Raw genomic sequence first — 24,061 nt, forward strand, 5'->3', positions numbered from 1 at the left:
AAAGTTTAAAAATTTTCTATCTGAATTATTGTAATAGTATGAAAAATATCGAATTTTTCTATCCATTATCACCCATGCAGCAGGGCATACTTTTCCATACTATTTATGCCCCAAACTCAGGAGTATATGTTGAGCAGTTAAGCTGTAATATTCAGGGAAATTTCCATATCTCTTTCTTTCAACAAGCATGGCAGAGGTTAGTTGAAAGACATCCAATTTTGCGAACCTCTTTTATTTGGGAGGGAATCAAAGAACCTGTGCAGGTAGTGCATAAACAAGTAAAACTACCTTGGCAGCAACAAGATTTGTCCAGATTAGAATTTATTGAACAGCAAAAGCACATTGAGACTTGTTTAGTAGCCCAAAGAGAACAGGGTTTTGAAATTTCTCAAGCGCCACTGATGCGCTTAACACTACTGCAGTTAGCTGAAAAACACTACAAATTTATTTGGACTCATCATCACTTATTATTAGATGGTTGGTCTTCTTCTTTACTACTTCAAGAAGTATTTACTTATTACCAAGCATTAAGCCAAGGTCAAGATATACAGTTACAAAAACCTCGTCCTTATCGAGACTATATAGCTTGGCTACAAAAGCAAGACTTATCAAAAGCAGAGATTTTTTGGAAGCAATATCTCAAAGGTTTTAACACAGTTGCTTCTTTAGGAGTAGGTCAAAATATTGGTAGTCATGTTAGTGAAAATAAGAATTATAATACGCAAATATTGCGCTTAACAAATACGGAAACAGCCGCTTTACAGTCTTTAGCTCGGCAACAACAACTAACACTAAATACCATATTGCAAGGAGCATGGGCGATTCTCCTCAGCCGTTATAGTGGTGAGAATGATATTATTTTTGGCGGGGTTGTATCTGGTCGTCCAACTACATTAGCGGGTGTAGAATCAATGATCGGAGTGTTTATCAACACTTTGCCCGTTAGAATAAGTTTAAATCCGCAAAAATTTCTCATTCCTTGGCTCAAGCAATTACAAACACAGCAAAATGAAGTTCGTCAATACGAATATACCCCACTTATAGAAATTCAAAAGTGGAGTGATATTCCGGCTGGACAGCCTTTATTTGAGACTATATTTAACTTTCAGAATTACCCGCTCAATTCTTCCTTACAACAACCAATAGATAATCTCAAAATATTTAATATTAATAGTGTTATTCATCCTCACTATCCCCTTAATATCTCAGTACAAGTAGATGCAGAATTATCGCTAGAAATTTTCTGCGATCGCCACCGCTTTGAGCATGATACAATTGCTCGGATGTTGGGGCATTTACAGACCTTACTATTAAGTATGGTGGCAAATCCTCAACAAAGTATTGGTGAATTACCATTACTGACACCTACAGAGCGTTATCAGTTATTAGAAGAGTGGAATAATACACAATTTGATTATCCCCAAGACCAATGTATTCATCAACTATTTGAAGCACAAGTTGAGAAAACCCCTGATGCTGTTGCTGTAGTCTTTGAGCATGAATATTTAACCTATAAAGAACTTAATCAAAGAGCCAATCAACTCGCCCACTACCTGCAACAACTGGGAATAAAGCCAGAAGTATTGGTAGGGATTTGTGTAGAGCGAAGCTTAGAAATAATTATTGCTCTTTTGGCAATTTTAAAAGCAGGTGGTGCATACATACCACTAGATCCTACATTTCCTCAAGAGCGCTTGGCGTTCATGCTGGAAGACTCACAAATTTCCGTTTTATTAACCCAGCAACATTTATTACCCTCCCTTCCCGCACACCAAGCCCAAGTTATCTGTCTGGATAGCGACTGGCAAAACATCGCCACGCAATCCAAAACTACGCTTGGCAGCAATGTTGAACCAGAAAATCTGAGTTACACAATTTATACTTCCGGTTCTACAGGGAATCCCAAAGGTGTACAAATTACCCATCGCAGTGTCGTAAATTTCCTTACCGCGATGCAGCAGAAGTTGCAGTTAACAAATACAGACAATCTGCTGTCAGTCACTACCCTATCTTTTGATATTGCGGTTTTAGAAATTTTTCTTCCCTTAACAACAGGAGCTAAATTAACTTTAGTCAGTCGGGAAGTTGCAACCGACGGCGCACAGTTATTACAACAACTGAATAATTCTGCTGCGAGCGTAATGCAAGCTACTCCTGCAACCTGGCGAATGTTGTTAGATGCAGGCTGGGAAGGAAATGCCCAACTCAGGATTCTCTGTGGTGGTGAAGCCTTACCCCACAACTTAGCCTCACAGTTACGTCAAAGGGCTGCTAATGTATGGAATTTATACGGCCCTACAGAAACCACTATTTGGTCTACAATTCATCAAGTAGATGAGCGTGAAGCTATAGTTCCTATCGGTCGTCCCATAGCTAATACCCAAATCTATATCTTGGATAAATCTTTGCAACCAGTACCCATAGGCGTTGCTGGAGAACTGTATATTGGTGGCGCGGGGTTAGCACGGGGTTACTTTAATCAGCCGGAATTAACGCAAGAAAAATTCATTCCTAACCCATTCTGGAAGGCAGTAGGCAGTAAGCAAAAGTCAGAAGGAAAAGAATTTACTGGACTATACCCAACATCCAAAATTTATAAAACTGGCGATTTAGCCCGTTATTCTCCCAATGGAGAAATTGAATATTTAGGACGCATTGACTATCAAGTTAAACTCCGAGGGTTCCGGATTGAATTAGGCGAAATTGAAGCGGTGTTAGAACAGTATCCCGCAGTGCGTCAATGTGTGGTGACGGTACGGGAAGATATACCTGGAAATCAGCGTCTAGTTGCTTATGTAGTTGCTGAAAACGCCGCTAGTAACGAACTGCGTCAGTATTTGCGGCAAAAACTGCCTGAATACATGGTACCCAGTGCTTTTGTCATCTTAGATTCTCTACCCTTGACTCCTAATGGTAAAATCAACCGTCGTGCTTTACCCGCACCAGAAAATAATCAATTAGAAATAAGTAATTTTGTTGCTCCCCGTCATCCAGTAGAAGAGGTATTAGCCGGAATTTGGACTCAAGTTTTAGGCGTTTCTCAAGTTAGTATTCACGACAATTTCTTTGAACTAGGTGGACATTCTTTATTAGCAACTCAAGTTATTTCTCGTATTCGCAAAACCTTTGGGGTGGATATATCACTTCAGCAGTTATTTGAATTTTCCACCATTGCAGAACTAGCTAAAAGTATTCAACAAGCCAGTCATCAGGGTGTTTCTGCAATTACACCTGTTCCCCGTGACGGAAATTTACCTCTATCCTTCGCTCAAGCTAGATTATGGTTACTAGAACAGCTAAATCCTGGTAGCGATATTTACAATATGCCCGCAGCAATTCGCCTTGTAGGTGAGTTGAATATAGAGGCGTTAGAAGAAAGCATTAACGAAATTATCCGTCGCCACGAAGTTTTACGTACTACCTTTGTTTTAGTTGATGAGCAACCTTTACAGGTAATTGTCCCCAACTTGCAGCTAAAAATATCTGTAGTAAACTTACAGGAATTGTCGCAAGCTGAACAAGAAGCAGAAATTGAGTATTTGAGTCTGAAGGAATTCCAACTTCCCTTTGATTTTACCCAAGCGCCGTTACTTAGATGCACACTCTTACAGCTAGGGGAACAAGAATACATCTTACTATTCACTATCCACCATATCGTTTTTGATGGGTGGTCAACAGGTGTATTAATTCAAGAGTTAGTAACGCTATACACCGCCTTTACTGCTGGTAAACCTTCTCCATTACCAGTATTACCCATCCAGTACGCAGACTTTGCAGTTTGGCAACGTCAATACTTACAAGGTGAAAGACGAGAAGCTTTACTCACCTACTGGAAGCAGCAATTGGCAAACTTACCTGTATTGCAACTACCCACAATACGCCCTCGTGCAGAAGTGAAAACTAAGCGGGGTGCTACTCATACATTTTTGATACCTGCGTCGGTTGTGCAAGAAGTGCGATCGCTTTCTCAGCAAGCAGGTGTAACCTTATTCATGACACTGCTGGCAAGTTTTAAAATCTTACTGCAACGTTACTGCAACCAAGATGATATTGTTGTCGGTACAGATGTTGCCAACCGCAATCAAGCAGAAGTTGAGCCTTTAATTGGCTTCTTCATTAACTTATTAGTTTTACGTACAGATGTAAGTGGTAATCCCACCTTCTTAGAATTACTACAACGCGTTCGCACCCAGACATTAGCAGCTTATGCCCATCAAGATTTACCCTTTGATGAGTTAGTTCGAGAATTACAACCTGAGCGTCATTTAAGTAACATAGTTCCATTATTCCAGGTGTTATTTGTCCTGCAAAATACACCAAACTATGCCTTAGAATTACCAGGACTGTCTTTAAAATTATTAGAAGTAGAAAGCAAAACGTCCAGATTCGATTTAGCCCTCTTCCTCACAGAAACCGAGCAAGGTATAGAAGGTAAATGGCAATATAACGCTGATTTATTTGCTGCTGATACTATCACTCGGTTTACAAATCACTGGCAAACATTAATCAACAGCATTCTTAGCCAACCTCAAAGCCGCATCAATACCTTAGAAATACTCACAGAAACAGAAAAGGTACAACAAACCATGCAACAACAGGAGCGTAAAGCAGCTAAAAGACAAAAATTTATGACTATTGCTCCTAAAGCAGTGAATCTGTCAGTAGAGCAATTAATTAAAACAGATTATCTGCAAGAGGGACAAAAATTTCCTCTTGTGATTCAGCCTCATAGTGCGGAAGTTGATTTAATATCTTGGGCTGAAAATAATCGAGAATATCTTGAAAAAGAATTATGCCAACACGGAGCGATTTTATTCAGAGGTTTTAATGTAAAATCAGTTTCAGAGTTTGAACATTTTGCTCAAACAATTTGCCCCAATTTATTTGCTGAATATGGTGACTTACCCCGCACTGGTGAAGGTGGCAAAGTTTATGGTTCCACACCTTACCCAGCAGATAAAGCAATTCTCTTCCATAATGAAAGCTCTCATTTACATTGCTTCCCATTAAAAATTTGGTTTTACTGCGTTCAACCTGCTGCTGAAGGTGGAGAAACCCCGATTGTAGACTGTCGAAAAGCTTATCAATTGCTTAGTTCTCAATTGCGAGAAAAACTAGCTACCAAACAGTTAATGTATGTGAGAAATTTCGCTAAAGGTTTAGATGTTAGTTGGCAGAACTTCTTCCAAAGTACAGATAAAAACGAAGTAGAAAATTACTGCCGTCAAGCTGGAATTGACTTTGAATGGTATGATAATAATGGATTAGTTACTCGACAAATTCGCCCAGCTTTAGCAGTACATCCCAAAACTAGTGAGCCTGTATTTTTCAACCAAATTCAATTACACCATATCTCTTACTTAGATACAGAAGTACAAGAATCACTGCTATCTATATTTGGTGAGGCAAAGTTACCCCGTAACGTTTACTTTGGTGACGGTACATCAATTACAGAAAACGAAATTGCCGAAATTAATGAAGTATATCAGCGATCGCAAACTAGCTTTCCTTGGCAAAAAGGCGACATTATCATGCTAGATAATATGCTGGCTGCTCACGGCAGAAATCCCTATACTGGACAGCGTAAAATCGTTGTCGCAATGGGAGAAATGACTAATGGTAAAGATATAAATACTCCCTAAAAATTAATACTTTGCGTTTACTTTGCGCCCCTTTGCGTTAAAAAAATCCTCAATCAATATGCAAACTGAAACTATTAGCGGCTTTCGGCTCGCACCCCAACAAAAAAGACTGTGGAATTTACAACAAAATAGTTCTGCTTTCTGCTCACAAGCTAGTATTTTGATTGAAGGCAATCTCCAACTAGAGATTCTACAAAAGGCTATTGGACAAATTGTCAATCATCATGTCATTCTGAAAACAAGTTTTTATCGCCCACCTGGAGTAAAAACTCCAATTATGGTAGTTGCAGATAGAAGTTCATTGAATTGGCAATATCTAGATTTAAGTGGTTCCTGTCACGAAGATATTTCTACGAAGATTCAAGAATTATTCTGGGAAGCAAGACAAGAATATCAAAATCTATCTCAAGCCTCACCACTGTGTTTATATTTAATCAAGCTGTCAAACACTCAGCATACTTTAATTATTTCTCTGCCTGCATTATGTGCTGATACTAGAACAATCAAAAACTTAGTTAATCAAATTAGTCAAGCTTACGCTCAATGTTGCCAAGGCGAGGAATTTAGCGAAGAATATGTACAGTATGTCCAATTTTCTGAATGGCAAAATCAATTAGTTGAAGATGAAGACGCACAAGAAGCTAAAGAATATTGGCAGCAACAAAAAATTAGTTCTTTATCAGTATTAAAATTACCTAATGAACGGCAAGAAAAGAGCGAACAATTTATAACTGATAGTTGTCAGTTACTTATTAACCAAGAATTATCCGAGCAAATTTATTGCTTTGCCCAAAAGTATGATACAGCGCCTGACATTGTCTTACTAGCCTGTTGGCAAATATTAATTTGGCGACTAACAGGAGAGTCAGAAACTGTCATTGGCACAGCAAGCGATCGCCGAGATTATGAAGAGCTTCATGACGTACTTGGCTTGTTAGCAACTTGGCTACCAATTAAAACTAAATTTACGCCTAATTTAAACTTTATAGAAGTATTAGCAGTAGTAGCACAAACATTAGAAAATGCTGCTGAATGGCAAGATTATTTTGTTCCTGCACCTGTGGAGCAAGATAACTTTATAGCTTTTCCTATTGGCTTTGAATTTGAAAATATTTCTGAATCTAAATTTGATAATACAGAATTAAATTTTGCTTTACAGGAAATCTACAGCTTTATTGAACCTTTCAAAGTTAAACTCAGTTGTTTACAAAGAAACAATAATTTAGTGACAGAGTTTTACTATGATATTAATTATTTTTCTAAAGAAACAATTCAACGACTAGCTAAAAATTTTCAAGCATTATTGATAAATCTGCTCAATAATTCAAACACTCCGATTAGTCAATTAGGAATACTCAGCGCCAGTGAACAACAGCAACTATTAGTTGAGTTTAACCAAACAAAGACTGATTACCAGCAACAGAAATGTATTCATCAGTTATTTGAAGAACAGGTAGAAAAAACACCCAATCAAATTGCTGTGGTGTTTGGCGATGAAAAATTAACTTATGCAGAATTAAACTTGAAAGCGAATCAATTAGCTCACTACTTACAAAAGTTGGGAGTTAAACCAGAAGTAATAGTAGGAATTTGTGTAGAGCGATCGCCCAAATTTATCATATCCTTATTAGCTGTTCTTAAAGCTGGTGGTGCTTACCTCCCGCTCGATTCCACTCTTCCCCAAGAGGCGTTAGAGTTTCGTTTACAAGATGCTCAAGCATCAGTGTTAATTAGGGATTGGGAATTAGGAACTGAGGATTGGGAAAATCAGATAAATTTAGAGAATGATTGGGAAAAAATCTCTCAGGAGAGTACAGAAAACCTAATTAACAACACCAAACCGGAAAATCTAGTTTATGTAATCTATACTTCTGGTTCCACAGGTAAACCCAAAGGCGTTGCGGTTGAGCATCAACAACTACTTAATTACCTATACGGGATTTTACCAAAACTGCAACTTCCAGCTCATGCAAGTTATGCAAACGTTTCCACCTTCGCCGCAGATTTAGGTAATACCGTCATTTTCCCCTGTTTGTGTAGTGGTGGATGTCTGCATATAGTATCTTGGGAACGAGCATCCGATCCGGCTGCATTAGCTGCTTACTTCCGTCGTCATCCTATCGATTGCTTGAAAATAGTTCCTTCTCATTTAGCAGCTTTGTTAAGTTCCGAGTGCATGGAAATTTTACCCCGTCAGTTACTCATTCTTGGTGGTGAAGCTGCTGATTGGGATTTGATTGAGAAAATAGAAAAGAATGCGCCCCATTGTCGAATTATCAATCACTACGGCCCCACAGAAACAACTGTTGGTGTACTGACTTACTCTGTAGGAGAGAAAATTCAGGAAACTGCAACAGTTCCTATCGGTAAACCCCTTGCTAACACCCAGGTTTATGTATTAGATGCACACCTACAACCAGTTCCTTTGGGGGTAGCGGGAGAACTGTATATTGGCGGTGAATCCTTAGCGCGGAGATATTTAAACCAACCTGAGTTAACTGCCCAAAAGTTTATTACTAATCCCTTTAGTGATGGTAAACAGCGATTGTACAAAACAGGCGATCGCGTCCGCTATCTGTCTGATGGTAACTTAGAATTTCTGGGTCGTCTTGACGATCAGGTAAAAATTAGAGGCTACCGCATTGAATTAGGCGAAATTTCCACAGCCTTGAGTCAACACCCAGCAGTACGGGAAAGTGTAGTTATTGCTAGGGAAGACATATCAACAGAAAAGCGTCTTGTTGCCTATATAGTTCCTACTACTCACGCAACCGCAGATATGGACTTCCGCAACTTTCTAAAAGCAAAGTTGCCAGAGTACATGATACCCGCATCTTTTGTCATCCTCAAAGCTTTACCTCTCACTGCTAACGGTAAATTAGATCGTAAAGCCTTACCTGCACCAGAAGATATAGTCAGCAGAGGAACTACCTTTATTGCTCCCCGTACTCCAGTTGAAGAAGTATTAGCAGGTATTTGGGTGCAATTGTTGGGTGTATCACAGGTTAGTATTGACGATAATTTCTTTGACTTGGGTGGACATTCCCTACTAGCTACTCAGGTAATTTCTCGCATCCGCATCACCTTTGGCGTAGAAATTCCCTTACCGCTACTGTTTGAATCTACAAATTTAGCAGCACTAGCGGTGCAGATTGAAATGGCAATGCGAGGTGAGCAACAGGCAAGTACCGAAGGCAGTGCTGCACCCATCGCCACCATAACTCCTGTTCCTAGAGATAAAAATCTGCCCCTGTCTTTTGCCCAGCAACGATTGTGGTTCTTTGACCAGTTTGAACCAGGTAGCCCGTCATATAATCTGCCTAGAACTGTTCGTTTACAGGGAAAACTGAACATAGATGCACTTTCAGCCAGCCTCAACGAAATTATTAAACGACATGAAATTTTGCGGACAAGTTTTGTAATATCTGATGGGCAACCAATACAGGTAATTTCTGACTTTAGCAACTTAGAATTACCAGTTGTAGATTTACAAAGTATCCCATCACAGGAGCGAGAAGCAGAATTATACCACCTCGCCAAAGAAGAAGCACAAACAGGATTTGACCTTACTCAAGCGCCATTATTACGGGCGAAATTGCTGCAATTGGATGCAGAAGAATATGTAATTTTATTGACGCTACATCATATTGTTTCTGATGGTTGGTCAACGGATATATTAATTCGGGAAGTAGCAGCACTGTATACAGCTTTTAGTGCTGGTAAACCTTCTCCTTTACCGCAATTACCTCTACAATATGCAGACTTTGCCCTTTGGCAACGACAATGGTTAGAGGGAGAAGCATTAAAAAATCAACTTGCTTATTGGCAGCAGCAATTATCTGGTGAACTACCTATATTACAATTACCTACTGACCGTCCTCGCCCGACAGTTCAAACTTATGCTGGCAAAACCCTATCATTTGTCCTGCCAAAAAGCTTAACTGAGGGATTAAAAACTCTGTCCAAACAAGAAGGTGTCACTTTATTTATGACACTGTTGGCAGCTTTTAAAACTTTACTATATCGCTATACAAATCAGACTGATATTTTAGTTGGTTCGCCCATCGCTAACAGGAACAGAGCAGAAATTGAAAATTTAATTGGCTTCTTTGTTAATACTTTGGTATTGCGAAGTAACTTATCTGGTAATCCTACTTTTCGTGATTTACTCAAACAAGTAAGGGAAGTAGCACTAGGGGCATATACTCATCAAGATTTACCTTTTGAAAAGTTAGTAGAAGAAATTCAACCAGAACGCAACATCAGCCATAATCCCCTATTCCAGGTGATGTTTTTATTTCAGAATGTTCCGAAAACTACTTTAGAATTACCAGATTTGAATTTGGCAGTTTTGGATATAAATAGCGAAATAGCAAGCTTTGATTTGTGTCTGATTATGGAGGAATCAGAGCAAGGTTTAAGAGGGGATTTGGAGTACAACACCGATTTATTTGATACAGAAAGAATGAATCGGTTGGTTGGACATTTCTGCACTTTGTTAGAAGGTATTATTACAAATGCTGGGCAGTATTTAAGTGATTTACCCTTATTAACATCTGATGAGAAACGCCAATTACTAGAGTGGAGTCAAAATCAGGCATTAGGAGAACATCTACAACAGAGTTTGTGTATTCACCAGTTATTTGAGACGCAGGCGGAGAAAACACCGAATGCTGTAGCGGTAGTATTTGGAGATGAACAATTAACTTACCAACAACTAAACCAGCGAGCTAACCAACTAGCACACTATTTGCAAAAGTTTGGGGTTAAACCAGAGGTATTGGTAGGGCTGTATGTAGAGCGTTCTATAGAAATGGTAGTTGGACTTTTGGCTGTTCTCAAAGCTGGCGGTGCGTATGTACCCCTTGATCCAGCTTATCCCCAAGAGCGTATCGCCTTTATGTTAGCCGATGCTCAAGTGGCGATCGCACTGACACAACAAAAACTTGCAGCCGATTTACCAACAAATTTAGCCCAAATCATTTGTTTAGATAATTTTATAACTCAAGAATCAAAAGACAATCTTTCTGTCGAAGTCAGTCCAGAAAATCTTGCTTATGTAATCTATACATCTGGTTCTACAGGACAATCTAAAGGAGTGATGGTTCAACATCACAGCCTCACAAATGCCTATCTAGCATGGGAAGAAGCCTATCAACTGCGAGCTGCTGCTAGTTCCTATTTACAAATGGCTAGTTTCTCCTTTGATGTGTTTACTGGAGACTTAGTTCGCGCCCTTTGTTCAGGTGGCAAACTTGTACTCTGTCCCCGTGAATTATTGTTGGAGCCAGAAAAACTTTATGAGTTAATGCTGCGAGAAAAAGTTGATTGTGCAGAATTTGTACCAGCAGTATTAAGAAATTTAATTAATTACTTAGAACAGAACCAAAAGTGCTTAGATTTCATGCAACTAATAATTTGTGGTTCTGACAGTTGGTATGGGCAGGAATATGAAAATTTTCGTCACTTTTGTGGAAGCTCAACCAGGTTAATTAATTCCTTTGGTTTAACAGAAGCGACTATTGATAGTACTTATTTTGAAACACAGACAATAGACTTATCTGTTGAGCAATTAGTTCCCATTGGTTCCCCCTTTGCTAACACACAAATTTACATCCTCGATAGCTATTTACAACCTGTACCTGTGGGAGTCATGGGTGAAATTTACATTGGTGGTGCTGGTGTAGCTAGGGGTTATTTACATAGACCAGATTTAACTGCTGAAAAATTTATTCCTAACTTATTTAGTCAAAAACCAGGAGACATCCTTTATAAAACAGGAGATATAGGACAATATCTTGCTGATGGACAGATTGAATTAGTTGGTCGAATCGATAATCAAGTAAAAATTCGTGGCTTTCGCATTGAAATAGGCGAGATTGAATCAGTATTAAATCATCATCCAGATGTACAAGTAACTGTGGTTGTAGTTCGGGAGGATAAACCAGGCGATCGACGATTGGTAGCTTATATAGTTAGCAAATCACAGCAAGACATTAATACTGCTGAACTTCGCAGCTTTTTACAAGAAAAACTACCTAGATATATGCTACCAACGGCATTTGTCATATTAGATAAACTGCCGTTAACTCCAAATGGTAAAGTAGACCGCAAAGCTTTACCCGCACCAAATACAACAACTGAATTCGCAACAAGTTTTGTCCCACCTCGCACACCAACAGAACAGATCGTAGCTGATATTTGGGCTGAGGTTTTAGGACAAGAAAAAATAGGCATTTACGACAACTTCTTTGATTTGGGAGGACATTCACTTTTGGCTACGCAAGTTATTTCTCGATTGCGTGAAGCCTTCAAAATTGATTTACCTCTGCGTAGCTTATTTGAAAATCCGATAGTTAAAAACTTGGTTGAGCGAATAGAGGGAATTCTCATAGTACAAAAATTGCAGGCTGTGCCTATGCAAATTATAGGGGACAGAGAGGAAATAGAACTATGAAAACAATTGAAGAATTTTTGTCTTATCTTTGCAGCCTGGATATCAAATTATGGGTAGAGAATGAGCGTCTACGTTGTAGTGCGCCAAAAGAAACCCTTACACTAGATATAAAAGCAGAATTAGCAGCACGCAAAGCAGAAATTCTAGCTTTTATCAGCCAAGCGAATCAAGCTTTAAAATCCTCGGCAGGATCTATTCAACCTGTCCCTCGTCAGGAAAATATACCTCTATCTTTTGCCCAGCAACGACTTTGGTTTTTTACTCAACTAGAACCAGATAGTTATACTTACAATATACCCGCAGCAGTTAGACTTACAGGCAAATTAAACCTAACTGCACTGTCACAAAGCATCTATGAAATTATCAGACGCCATGAAATATTAAGAACTACATTTACTGTTGTTGATGGCGAAGCAATACAAGTAATTGGCAACGGTGAAAACTTTACTTTTCCAGTTATAGACTTGCAGGCGTTTTCAGAAGAGAAAAAACAGCAAGAAGTTTTCAACCTGGCTGCTTTAGAAGCACAAAAACCCTTTGACTTAGTTCAAGGCCCCTTAATAAGAGCCAACTTACTCAAACTAGCAGAAACAGACCATGTTGTATTGTTGACAATGCACCATATAGTTTCTGATGGTTGGTCTACAGGCATATTTATTAAAGAACTCACAGATCTTTACACAGCCTTTTGTGTTGGTCAACCTTCCCCACTTCCAAAGCTACCGATTCAGTATGCAGACTTTGCTATTTGGCAAAGAAAATGGTTGCAAGGCGAGGTGCTGCAAACCCAACTCAATTACTGGAAACAGCAATTAGGTGGTAGTTTACCTATTTTAGAATTACCAAGCGATCGCCCTCGACCCGCAATTAAATCTAACAATGGTGCAACACAGATTTTCCAAATATCTCCAGATTTGACTAAGCAGCTAGTAGCATTCTCACAACAGGAAGGAGTTACTTTATTCATGACTCTGCTGGCAGCATTTAAAGTGTTGCTATATCGCTACACCCAGCAGGAAGACATGATAGTTGGTACTCCCATTGCTAACCGAAATCGAGCAGAGATAGAAGGGCTGATTGGCTTTTTTGTAAATACCTTAGTCTTACGGACAAATCTTAGCAATAATCCGACTTTCCGAGAATTTTTACAGCAAGTACGTGAAGTTACTTTAGGAGCTTATGCTCATCAAGACTTGCCTTTTGAACGATTGGTAGAAGAACTACAATTCAAGCGAGATTTAACTCATAATCCCTTATTTCAGGTGATGTTTGTGCTGCAAAATGCTACAACAACACCCATTCAGTTACCAGAATTAACCTTACAAGAATTAACATTAGAAAAAAATACTGCCAAATTTGATTTGACTGTCTCACTATCAGAAACAGAGACAGGATTGCGGGGAGATTTAGAATACAATACAGATATATTTAACGCTGACAGAATTACCCGAATGTGGGGCCATTTTCAGGTATTGTTAGAGGGAATTGTTGCTAATCCTCAGCAGCGCCTGTCAGATTTGCCATTATTAACAGCAAATGAGCAACATCAACTATTAGTAGAGTGGAATAATACTGAAATTGATTATCCTCAAGACCAGTGCATTCATCAATTATTTGAAGCACAGGTAGAGAAAACACCTGATGCTGTTGCTGTGGTTTTTGAGAATGAGCAATTGACCTATCGGGAACTGAACATTAGAGCAAATCAACTCGCTCACTACTTGCAAAAACTGGGAGTAGGAAAAGACGTATTAGTGGGGATTTGTGTAGAGCGATCGCTCTTAATGGTCATCGGACTATTAGGTATTCTCAAAGCTGGTGGTGCTTACGTACCCTTAGACCCTGAGTATCCACAAGAGCGCTTGGCTTTCATGTTAGAAAATTCTCAAACCTCTGTATTATTAACACAGCAGCATTTGTTGGAGAGTTTACCTACTTATACAACTCAATTAATTTGCTTAGATAGTAACTGGCAGACTATAGCTCAAGAAGATATAGACAATCCTATAAGTAATATTATTTTTGATAACCTAGCCTACGTTATCTACACCTCTGGCTCTACTGGCAGACCAAAGGCAGCAATGAATACCCACCGGGGCATCTGCAATCGTTTACTGTGGATGCAGGACTATTGTCAATTAACCGCAGCAGATAGAATTTTACAGAAGACACCCTTCAGCTTTGATGTCTCAGTCTGGGAATTTTTCTTACCTTTACTGTTCGGCGCAAGATTAGTCTTAGCTAAACCAGGTGGACATCAAGATAGTAATTATCTAGCCCAACTCATAGCCGAACAACAAATCACCACAGTGCATTTTGTTCCGTCGATGCTACAAATCTTTCTCGAAGAGCCAAAGATTGATAATTGTGGGTGTTTGAAACGAGTTATTTGCAGTGGTGAAGCGCTGCCAGTCAAATTGGAAAAACTCTTTTTTCGCCGTCTGAATGCTGAATTACACAATCTCTACGGCCCAACTGAAGCAGCTGTAGATGTCACTTATTGGGCGTGCAAGAATAATTCTACTACCGCAACAGTTCTTATCGGTCGTCCTATTGCCAATACCCAGATTTACCTGTTGGATAAACATCTACAATCTGTTCCTCTAGGAGTAGCGGGGGAACTATATATTGGTGGAGTGGGAGTGGGTAGAGGCTATTTTAATAGTTCAGATCTGACAGCAGAGAAATTTATTCCCAATCCCTTTAGCAGCAAACCAGGAGCACGTCTGTATAAAACAGGAGATCAGGCGCGCTACTTAAGTGATGGCAACATCGAATTTCTTGGTCGTATTGACAACCAGGTAAAAATTCGCGGCTTCCGCATCGAACTAGGTGAAATTGAAGCTAGGTTAAACCAACATCCTAACGTCCGCGAAGCAGTAGTAAAAGTTTGGGAAGATGAAGGTGATAAACGTTTAGTAGGATATGTCAGTTCTCAATCAAAACCACAATTAACAGTTACTCAACTGCGAAGCTTTCTAAAGGAACAACTGCCAGAATATATGATTCCTTCTGCATTTGTAATTTTAGAAGCTTTACCTCTAACACCCAACGGGAAAATAGATCGGCGTGCATTACCTGCACCAGAAAAAAATCGCCCAGAATTAGCAGCTAATTATGTAATACCGCAAACCAAAGTAGAACAAACTATTGCTAATATTTGGCAAAAAGCTTTAAATATTGAACAAATTGGCATTCACGATAATTTTTTTGAACTCGGTGGTCATTCATTGCTAATGCTTAGGGTTCATAGTGAATTGCAGGAAATCTTTAAAACTGATTTATTAATACTGGATTTGTTTAGATATCCAACAATCAGTTCTTTAGCAGAGTATCTTAATCAATTACAAAATCAAATTACATCTATTCAGAAGATAGACAATCAAGCTGAAAAAATAACAACCGCTAAAGAACAAAAACAAAAACGTCTGCAAAAAATGAAATCACTCAGAAATCTTTAAGGAATTATATAAAAATGGACACTACAGCAGTATTTAATCAAAATGGTTCGGAAATAGCAATTATTGGTTTATCAGGGCGCTTTCCTGGTGCTAAAAATATTGAAGAATTTTGGCACAATTTACAAGCAGGGGTAGAGTCAATCACTTTTTTTACAGACGAAGAGCTTTTAGCTTCAGGGGTAGATCCAGCCTTAGTTAATAACCCTAACTATGTTAAAGCTAGGGGTGTATTAGCAGATGCAGAATTATTTGACGCACCTTTTTTCGGTTTCAATCCCAGAGAAGCAGAAATTACAGATCCACAACATCGGTTGTTTTTAGAGTGTGCCTGGGAAGCTTTAGAAAATGCTGGCTACACTTCAGAAAAATATTCTGGATCAATTGGTGTTTATGCTGGTAGTGGTTTGAGTGGCTACTTATTAAGTGTTTATACAAATGAAAATATTCGCAATTCTGTTGATGTTCACCAAATAGCAATTGGTGGTGATAAAGATTATTTAAGTACTCGTGTTTCTTACAAATTAAATTTACAGGGGCCAAGTTATACCGTTCAAACTGCCTGCTCAACTTCATTAGTTGCCGTTCACTTAGCGTGTCAAAGTCTCCTCAATGGAGAATGTGACATGGCTTTAGCTGGTGGTGTTTCTATTAGTGCTTTGCGAAAACATGGCTATATTTATAAAGAAGGGGGTATAAGCTCTCCAGATGGACATTGCCGCGCTTTTGATGCCAAAGCACAGGGAACCGTTGGTGGTGAAGGTGTGGGTATTTTGGTGTTAAAGAGATTAGAAGAGGCGATCGCCGATCGAGATACCATTCATGCAGTGATTAAAGGTTCTGCTACTAATAACGATGGCTCATTCAAAGTCAGCTACACCGCACCTAGTATAGATACTCAAGCCAAAGTAATTAGAACTGCTCAAATTGTTGCGGAAGTTGCACCCGAAACTATTACCTATATTGAAGCTCACGGCACAGGCACATCTTTAGGAGATCCCATTGAAATTGCTGCCTTAACCCAAGCTTTTCGCTCCAGTACTGAGAAAACAGGCTTTTGCGCTATAGGTTCTTTAAAAACTAATATTGGGCATTTGGATGCTGCCGCTGGGGTGGCAGGCTTAATTAAAACTGTTTTAGCTCTCAAGCATAAAAAAATACCAGCCAGCTTACACTTTGAACAAGCCAATCCCCAAATTGATTTTGTCAATAGTCCCTTCTATGTCAATACTCAATTGACAGATTGGCAAACTAACAGCACTCCCAGACGTGCGGGAGTTAGTTCCTTTGGTATTGGGGGCACAAATGCTCATGTCGTTTTGGAAGAATTTCCTGATGTACAGACGAACCGTGGCGCGTCTGTACGCTCTCGCCCTTGGCAGTTGTTAGTACTTTCTGCCAAAACTGAATCTGCCCTAGAAACTGCCACAAAAAATTTAGCTAATTATCTTCAGCAAAATCGGGATTTAAATCTGGCTGATGTAGCTTACACTTTGGCGGTAGGTCGTAAGGCTTTTGAGCATCGGCGGATTTTGGTTTGTGAAAATAGCGATCGCGTCATCACCGCTTTCACATCTCCAGATAGTCCAGAAGTTTTTACCCATTACCAAAAACCCTGTCATCGTCCAGTGGTGTTTATGTTTCCTGGTCAGGGTTCTCAGTATGTGAATATGGGTAGAGAACTTTATGAAAGTGAACCATACTTTAAAGAACAAGTTGACTATTGTGCCGAACTACTCAAGCTCCATCTAGATTTTGACCTGCGTGAAGTACTTTACCCGGATACCACACACACCGAAACAGCAAGCCAGTCTTTAACTCAAACACATATTACCCAGCCAGCGCTATTTGCGATCGCCTATGCCTTAGCAAAATTATGGGTGAGTTGGGGTGTGCGTCCAGAAGCAATGATTGGCCATAGTATTGGGGAATATGTAGCAGCAACATTGGCAGGAGTTTTTAGTTTAGAAGATGCTTTAAAGTTAGTTGCGACTCGCGGACGCTTAATGCAACAATTGCCAAAAGGTGCGATGCTCTCGGTGCAAATGGGAGAGTCGGAGATTCAACCCCTGTTAGGAACAGAATTGGCTCTAGCTGCTAGCAATGCACCATCAACCTGTGTGATTTCAGGTTCTATAAATGCGATCGCCCAATTAGAGGAGCACTTACAACAGCAAGGGATAAATTGTCGCAGACTGCACACATCCCATGCTTTTCATTCTCCAATGATGGACTCGATCATCGCACCTTATACACAAGAATTGAAAAAAGTCAAGATAAATCCTCCGCAAATTCCATTTATATCGAATGTTAGTGGTACCTGGATTAGTGCAGCACAAGCCACAGATCCCAACTATTGGGCAAAACATTTGCGACAAACCGTGCGCTTTAGTGATGGAATATTCGAGTTACTCCAGCAACCAGAACGCATATTTTTGGAAGTGGGGGCAAGTAGAACCTTAAGTACTTTTGTCAAGCAACATCAAAAACCAGAGGTAGTAACACTCACCTCACTCCGCCATCCCCAAGAACAAAAGTCAGATGTAGCATTTATATTCAATACTTTAGGTCGTCTATGGTTGCAAGGAATAAAAGTTGATTGGTCGAGTTTTTATGCCCATGCAAAACCCTACCATATCCCCTTACCTACTTATCCTTTTGAGCGTCAGCGTTATTGGGTGGAACTACAACTAGAAAAACAAATCTCATCAATCACAACTGATGAGATTTGGAAAGCTGTAGTAGCAACTAGGCACATCCAGGCTCAAACTCAGCTACTTGATCGAGAAACTTCTTTAATTAATAAACAGTGCTTGGATCATTTATGTGCTGCCTACATTAACTTGGCTTTGAGAGATTTAGATATTTTTACAAATCCCTCCGGCAAGTATTCTTTTTCAGAATTATATGAGCGAAGCTGCATCATTCCTCGCTATCAGCAGTTATTGCATCGCTGGTTAGATGTCTTAGTAGAACAAGGCCATTTACAGCAAGAGCAAGGAATATTTAGCAACTTTAAACCCTTGTCTAATAATATACTCAATACTCTTTTAGAAACAGCTAGATTAAAATGGGCAAATAATCCACAAGTTGTAGATATGGTGGAGGAATGTGGAGCAAATCTGCTACCTGTACTTAGAGGAGAAAAAGAACCTCTAGAATTGCATTTTGCAGTCTGCAACAAAAGAGTAGGAACCACTAAATCAGAATTGCCCTTGAACACTTATTTAAAAGGTATCATGCGGGCAAGTTTGGAACAGGTAGTAAAATTATTACCACCAAACGTCAAACTAAGAATTTTAGAAATAGGAGGAGGACAAGGACTTGCGACGACAGCTTTATTACCTGTCTTACCTAAAGAAAAAACAACTTACACTTTTACAGATGTCGGGGGTTTATTTTTAAATCTAGCTAAAGAAAAGTTTAGTGCTTATCCATTTGTTGAATATCGGTTTCTGGATATCGAAAAGCCTCCTGCTGAACAAGGGTATACTACCCACAGTTTTGATTTAGTAATTGCTGTTAATGTCTTGCACGTTGCTCGTAACATTAACAAAACCCTTGAGTATGTGCGCTCTTTGTTAGCTCCAGGTGGTTTATTACTGCTATGGGAAATCACTCAACCTCAATTAAATTTTGATATCACTGATGGTTTGTTGATGAATCCTTTAGAGGATGCACAACGCAGTCGTGGCAACCCATTTTTATCTCCAAAGCAGTGGCGTGAAGCATTGATTTCTCAGGGATTTGTTGAATTAGAGGTGGTTTCTGAATCTGAAGTATTCGGAGAGGAAATTTTAATTGCTCAAGCTACTACAACTGATTCTGTACCTACAGCATTTAGCACATTTATTGACCACACACACACACAAGTTGAAGAAAATACGGCTTTATTAGGTAAAAATCCTAACGTTGGGGAGTGGTTCTATATTCCTAGTTGGAAACGCGCTTCCTTACCGCAGTATTTACTAGATGAAATACAAAAAACTCAACCAAAATGCTGCTTAGTTTTTATGGATGAGTGCGGTTTGGGTGAAAAAATAGTCGAGCGATTGATGTTGGAAGGTGGGGATGTAATTACCGTCAAAGTTGGGGAAGAATACAGATGTCAGAGCGATCGCCTCTATACAATTAACCCCGAACAACCACAAGACTACAAGTTTCTGTGCCAAGAATTGCGCTCTGTGGGTAAAACTCCCACTCATATTATTCATTTATGGAGTGTTACACCAGATCGTTTAGAGGAATTAACATCACAAAAGTATGAATCTTTGGGCTTTTACAGCTTACTGTTTCTTGCTCAAGCGATCGCTGAATTTTATCAACAAGATACCTTACAGATTCGAGTTATTTCCAATCATCTGCAAATAGTTACAGGTTCCGAACAACTGTGTCCAGAAAAAGCCTTAATGATAGGGCCTTGTAAAGTCATTCCGCAAGAGTACCCCAACCTCGCCTGTAGCAGCATTGATGTAGTTCTTCCCCTAGCAGATAGTTGGCAAGAACAGCAATTAATCAACCAGCTAGTTACAGAAATTTCTACCCAATCACCTGAACAGATGGTTGCTTACCGAGGACATCATCGTTGGGTACAGGATTTTGAAGCTGTCAAATTAGACACCTATCAGAAAAATCAGCGTTTAAGGTCAAAAGGAGTATATTTGATTACTGGCGGTTTGGGTGGCGTTGGTTTAGTTTTAGCCGAATATTTAGCGAAAACCGTACAAGCAAAACTTATTTTAGTCGGGCGATCGGCTTTTCCTCAACCAGATGAATGGACGCAGTGGCTATCAACTCATGATGCACAAGATGTAGTTAGCCAGAAAATTCAGAAATTGCAAAATCTCCAAGCTTTGGGTGCAGAAATAATGGTAGTTAGTGCTGACGTTGCTAATTATGTGCAAATGTCAGCAGTAGTTAAAAAAGCAAATTTGCAATTTGGTCAAATTAATGGAGTAATTCATGCAGCCGCAGTTTTAGGTGGAGGTATGATTCAACTCAAAACAAAAGAAATAGCAACTGATGCTTTAGCACCAAAAGTCCAAGGAACAAGAGTATTAAATAAGATTTTCCAAAATACCAAGCTTGATTTCTTTGTACTTTGTTCCTCGCTTTCTTCCTTTGTAGGTACATCAGGAATGGTAGATTATACCGCCGAAAATGCGTTCTTAGATGCTTTCGCTCACTATAAGTCTGCACGACATAGTAATTTCATCACATCTATTAACTGGGATAGGTGGAACAACTTAGGAATGGCAATTGCAGTTGAGGAGAGGCACAAAGAGATTGCAGGGGAAGAATTAATAGAAGGGATGAGTTTGGAAGAAGGTATTGAAGCATTTCAGCAAATTTTATTTAGTAGTAATTTACCGCAAATAGTTGTATCAACACAAGATTTACACGCTCTGATTCAGACGAATAAATCTAATAAATTTGAATCCATAGAAGAACAATTAGCCCAACTCAACCGAGCGAGAGTAACTCATCCCCGTCCTAATTTAGGTAATGCTTATGTTGCTCCAACCAACGAACTAGAAATTACTCTAGCTGAAATTTGGCAACAACTCCTAGCTATCGACAAGGTAGGCATTCATGATAACTTCTTTGAATTAGGGGGAGACTCTTTATTTGCCACTCAGCTTGTTTCTCAATTGTGCAAAAACTTTCAAATTGAATTGCCTTATAAAAGCTTTTTCAATTCACCTACTGTAGCTGAGTTAGCCGAAATTATTTCCCAACAAGTAGCTGCAAAAGCAGAACAAGAAGAGCTAGCAACAGCCTTAGCAGAAATTGAACGACTTTCAGAAGAAGAAGTGCAGGCAATAATTGCTTTGCAAAACTAAGCTTTTCATCAAAAAATATGATTTTTGTAAGCATTTGAATAATTGATTACTATAGTCTGTAAAAATGACTGACCTTGCTAAACGTATCGCTGCTCTTTCTCCAGAAAAACGCAAGCTTTTACTACAAAAACTAAGCAACAAAAACCATGAGCTTTCTTCCTATACACCAATCATTCATCAAAGCCGAGAATCTAATACTTTTCCTCTGTCTTTTGCCCAACAACGACTATGGTTTCTCGATCAGTTAGAGCCTGGCAATCCAGCATTTAACATCTGTCAGTTCATGCGCTTGACAGGTAGGCTAAATGTAGCAGCACTGGAGCAAAGCTTCCAGGAAGTATTGAGACGACACGAAGCTCTGCGCACTACATTTACCGTAGTTGATGGGCAACCGCTTCAGGTGATTGCGCCTACTCCTGTATTTAAAATACCAGTAATCAATTTACAAGAACTACCTGAAGACACCAGAGAAAGTAAAGTTTTGCAGTTAGCAAATGAGGAAGTTGAAAAATCTTTTGATTTAACTAAAGATTGCTTGCTACGGCTTACTTTATTGCAATTGAGCGAAATAGAATATGCTTTATTGTTATCAATACATCATATTGCTGCCGATGCTTGGTCTATAGGCGTGTTAATCCACGAGATTACAACCTTTTATGAAAGCTTTTCTTGCGGTTATCCCTCACCACTTCCTCAATTACCAATTCAGTATGTAGACTTCGCGGTTTGGCAGCGCCAATGGTTGCAAGGAGAGAAACTAGAAACTCTGCTTAGTTATTGGAAGCAACAACTCGGCAGCCAACTCCCTGTACTCGAACTGCCTACAGATAAGCCTCGCCCCACAGTACAAACTTTCAATGGTGCTAGGCAATGTCTTACTTTACCTAAATCTTTCTGCGATCGCTTAAAAGCTTTGTACCAACGCGAAGGTATAACGCTATTCATGATTCTACTTGCAGCATTTCAAACACTACTTTACTGGTACACGGGGCAAGAAGACATAGTTATAGGTACTGATATTGCCAACCGCAATCAGCCAGAAGTCAGAGGATTAATAGGATTTTTCGTTAACCAACTTGTTTTACGTACTAATTTGTCAGGAAATCCTTCCTTTCGTGAGTTACTTGAACGAGTTCGCGAAGTAACTTTAGATGCTTATGCTCACCAAGATTTGCCTTTTGACAAACTGGTAGATGCCCTAAACCCAGTACGGCACATGGCTCGCCCACCCCTATTTCAAGTCAAACTAATTTTAGAAAATACTCAAAATCCTTCTTTACAGCTTTCAGGTCTTACTATCAAATCTTTCCAGGTTGAAAAACCAAAAACTCAACTTGATTTACTTTGGGAAATAGTAGAAACAGAACAAGGAATAATTACAGCATTGGAGTACAACACGGATTTATTTTACTCCACTACCATAGCTCGAATGCTAGGACATTTTGAAACACTTTTAAACTATGTTGTCACTAAGCCAACAGCAAAATTAAACGAATTAATTGAAAAAATGATTTCAATTGATAAGCAACAAACATCAATACAAAACAAAAAGCGAAAAGAAGAATTTCAACTCAAGTTAAAGAAAGTTAAGCGGCAGGTGATTGACATTACAAATGAAACAGAGGAAACAAGATGAAAAAAATACAAATAAATATCAGACGCAAAGCAGTAGATTTACTATCAAATGAATTAGTACAACTCAGCCATTTGAAAGATAAAGACACTCTGCCCCTTGTAATTAAGCCATCTATAAACGAGATTGATATTGTAGAGTGGCTTCACGCTCGCCGAGAATTTATAGGAGAAAAACTACTCCAAAACGGAGCCATACTATTTCGTGAATTCAATATTACTACAGCACCAGAATTTGAAAGATTTGGTTTAGCGATTTGCTCAGAACTTTTCAATGAGAATGGAGAGCATCCTCGTGAAACAGTCAGTGGTAAAGTTTATACTCCGGTTTTTTATCCACCTGATAGAAAACTATTATGGCATAACGAAAACTCTTTTAATCATCGCTTTCCCCTAAAAATTATGTTTGGTTGTCGCCAGCCAGCACAGCAGGGAGGAGAAACACCAATTGTTGATAGCCGTAAATTTTTTCAATTAATCGACCCGAAAATCCGCGAGATTTTTATTGAAAAACAAGTAATGTATGTTCGTAATTACGGTGATGGTTTAGGACTTGATTGGCAAACAGTATTTCAAACTGAAAATCAAGCTGAAGTTGAAAAAAAATGCCAACAAAATGACATAAAATTTGAATGGAAATCGGAAAATCGCCTGCGTACTTTTTCTATCCGCCCAGCGGTTATCAAACATCCTCAAACCGGGGAATTATCTTGGTTTAATCAAGCTCAACACTGGCATCCAGCCTGTTTAGATGTGATGACAAGAGAATCACTATTTACATCTTTTCAGCCTGAGGATTTGCCAAGAAACTGTTATTACGGTGATGGTACTCCTATTGAAGATTCTGTTATGGAAGAAATTTGTGGAGTGTACCAACAATTAGAGGTGTCTTTTCCTTGGCAGACAGGCGATGTATTACTACTAGATAATATTTTAACGGCCCATGCCAGAAACCCATTCGTAGGTGAGAGAAAGCTATTGGTAGCAATGGGCGAAATGACAAGTTATACAGAGATTGGATACTAAGGA

6 protein-coding genes are annotated in these 24,061 nt (G+C 39.2%); all 6 read left to right on the forward strand.

The features are described from left to right. Positions 1–38: 38 nt before the first annotated feature. Positions 39–5,642, forward strand: coding sequence for a non-ribosomal peptide synthetase (locus tag UYC_RS0133085; protein WP_016876676.1), 5,604 nt, complete (start codon positions 39–41; stop codon positions 5,640–5,642). 58 nt (positions 5,643–5,700) lie between these two features. Then, on the forward strand, positions 5,701–12,099 hold the full coding sequence (locus UYC_RS35935; RefSeq protein ID WP_051039360.1) for a non-ribosomal peptide synthetase: 6,399 nt from the start codon (positions 5,701–5,703) through the stop codon (positions 12,097–12,099). After that, positions 12,096–15,560, forward strand: a complete 3,465-nt coding sequence (locus UYC_RS0133095; protein ID WP_026087604.1) for a non-ribosomal peptide synthetase — start codon at positions 12,096–12,098, stop codon at positions 15,558–15,560. Before UYC_RS35935 ends, UYC_RS0133095 begins: the two co-directional genes overlap by 4 nt. A gap of 14 nt (positions 15,561–15,574) precedes the next feature. Then, positions 15,575–21,400: a type I polyketide synthase gene (locus tag UYC_RS0133100; protein ID WP_016876677.1), complete on the forward strand. Its 5,826-nt coding sequence runs from the start codon at positions 15,575–15,577 to the stop codon at positions 21,398–21,400. A 64-nt stretch (positions 21,401–21,464) separates the two neighbouring features. Beyond that, positions 21,465–23,036 carry a condensation domain-containing protein gene (locus UYC_RS0133105; protein ID WP_016876678.1) on the forward strand — a complete coding sequence of 524 codons (1,572 nt, stop codon included), beginning with the start codon at positions 21,465–21,467 and terminating at the stop codon, positions 23,034–23,036. Continuing rightward, positions 23,033–24,058, forward strand: coding sequence for a TauD/TfdA family dioxygenase (locus UYC_RS0133110; RefSeq protein WP_016876679.1), 1,026 nt, complete (start codon positions 23,033–23,035; stop codon positions 24,056–24,058). The genes UYC_RS0133105 and UYC_RS0133110 overlap by 4 nt, the downstream gene beginning before the upstream one ends. Positions 24,059–24,061: the final 3 nt, after the last annotated feature.

The sequence above is a fragment of the Chlorogloeopsis fritschii PCC 6912 genome (assembly GCF_000317285.1).
Lineage (GTDB): Bacteria > Cyanobacteriota > Cyanobacteriia > Cyanobacteriales > Nostocaceae > Chlorogloeopsis > Chlorogloeopsis fritschii.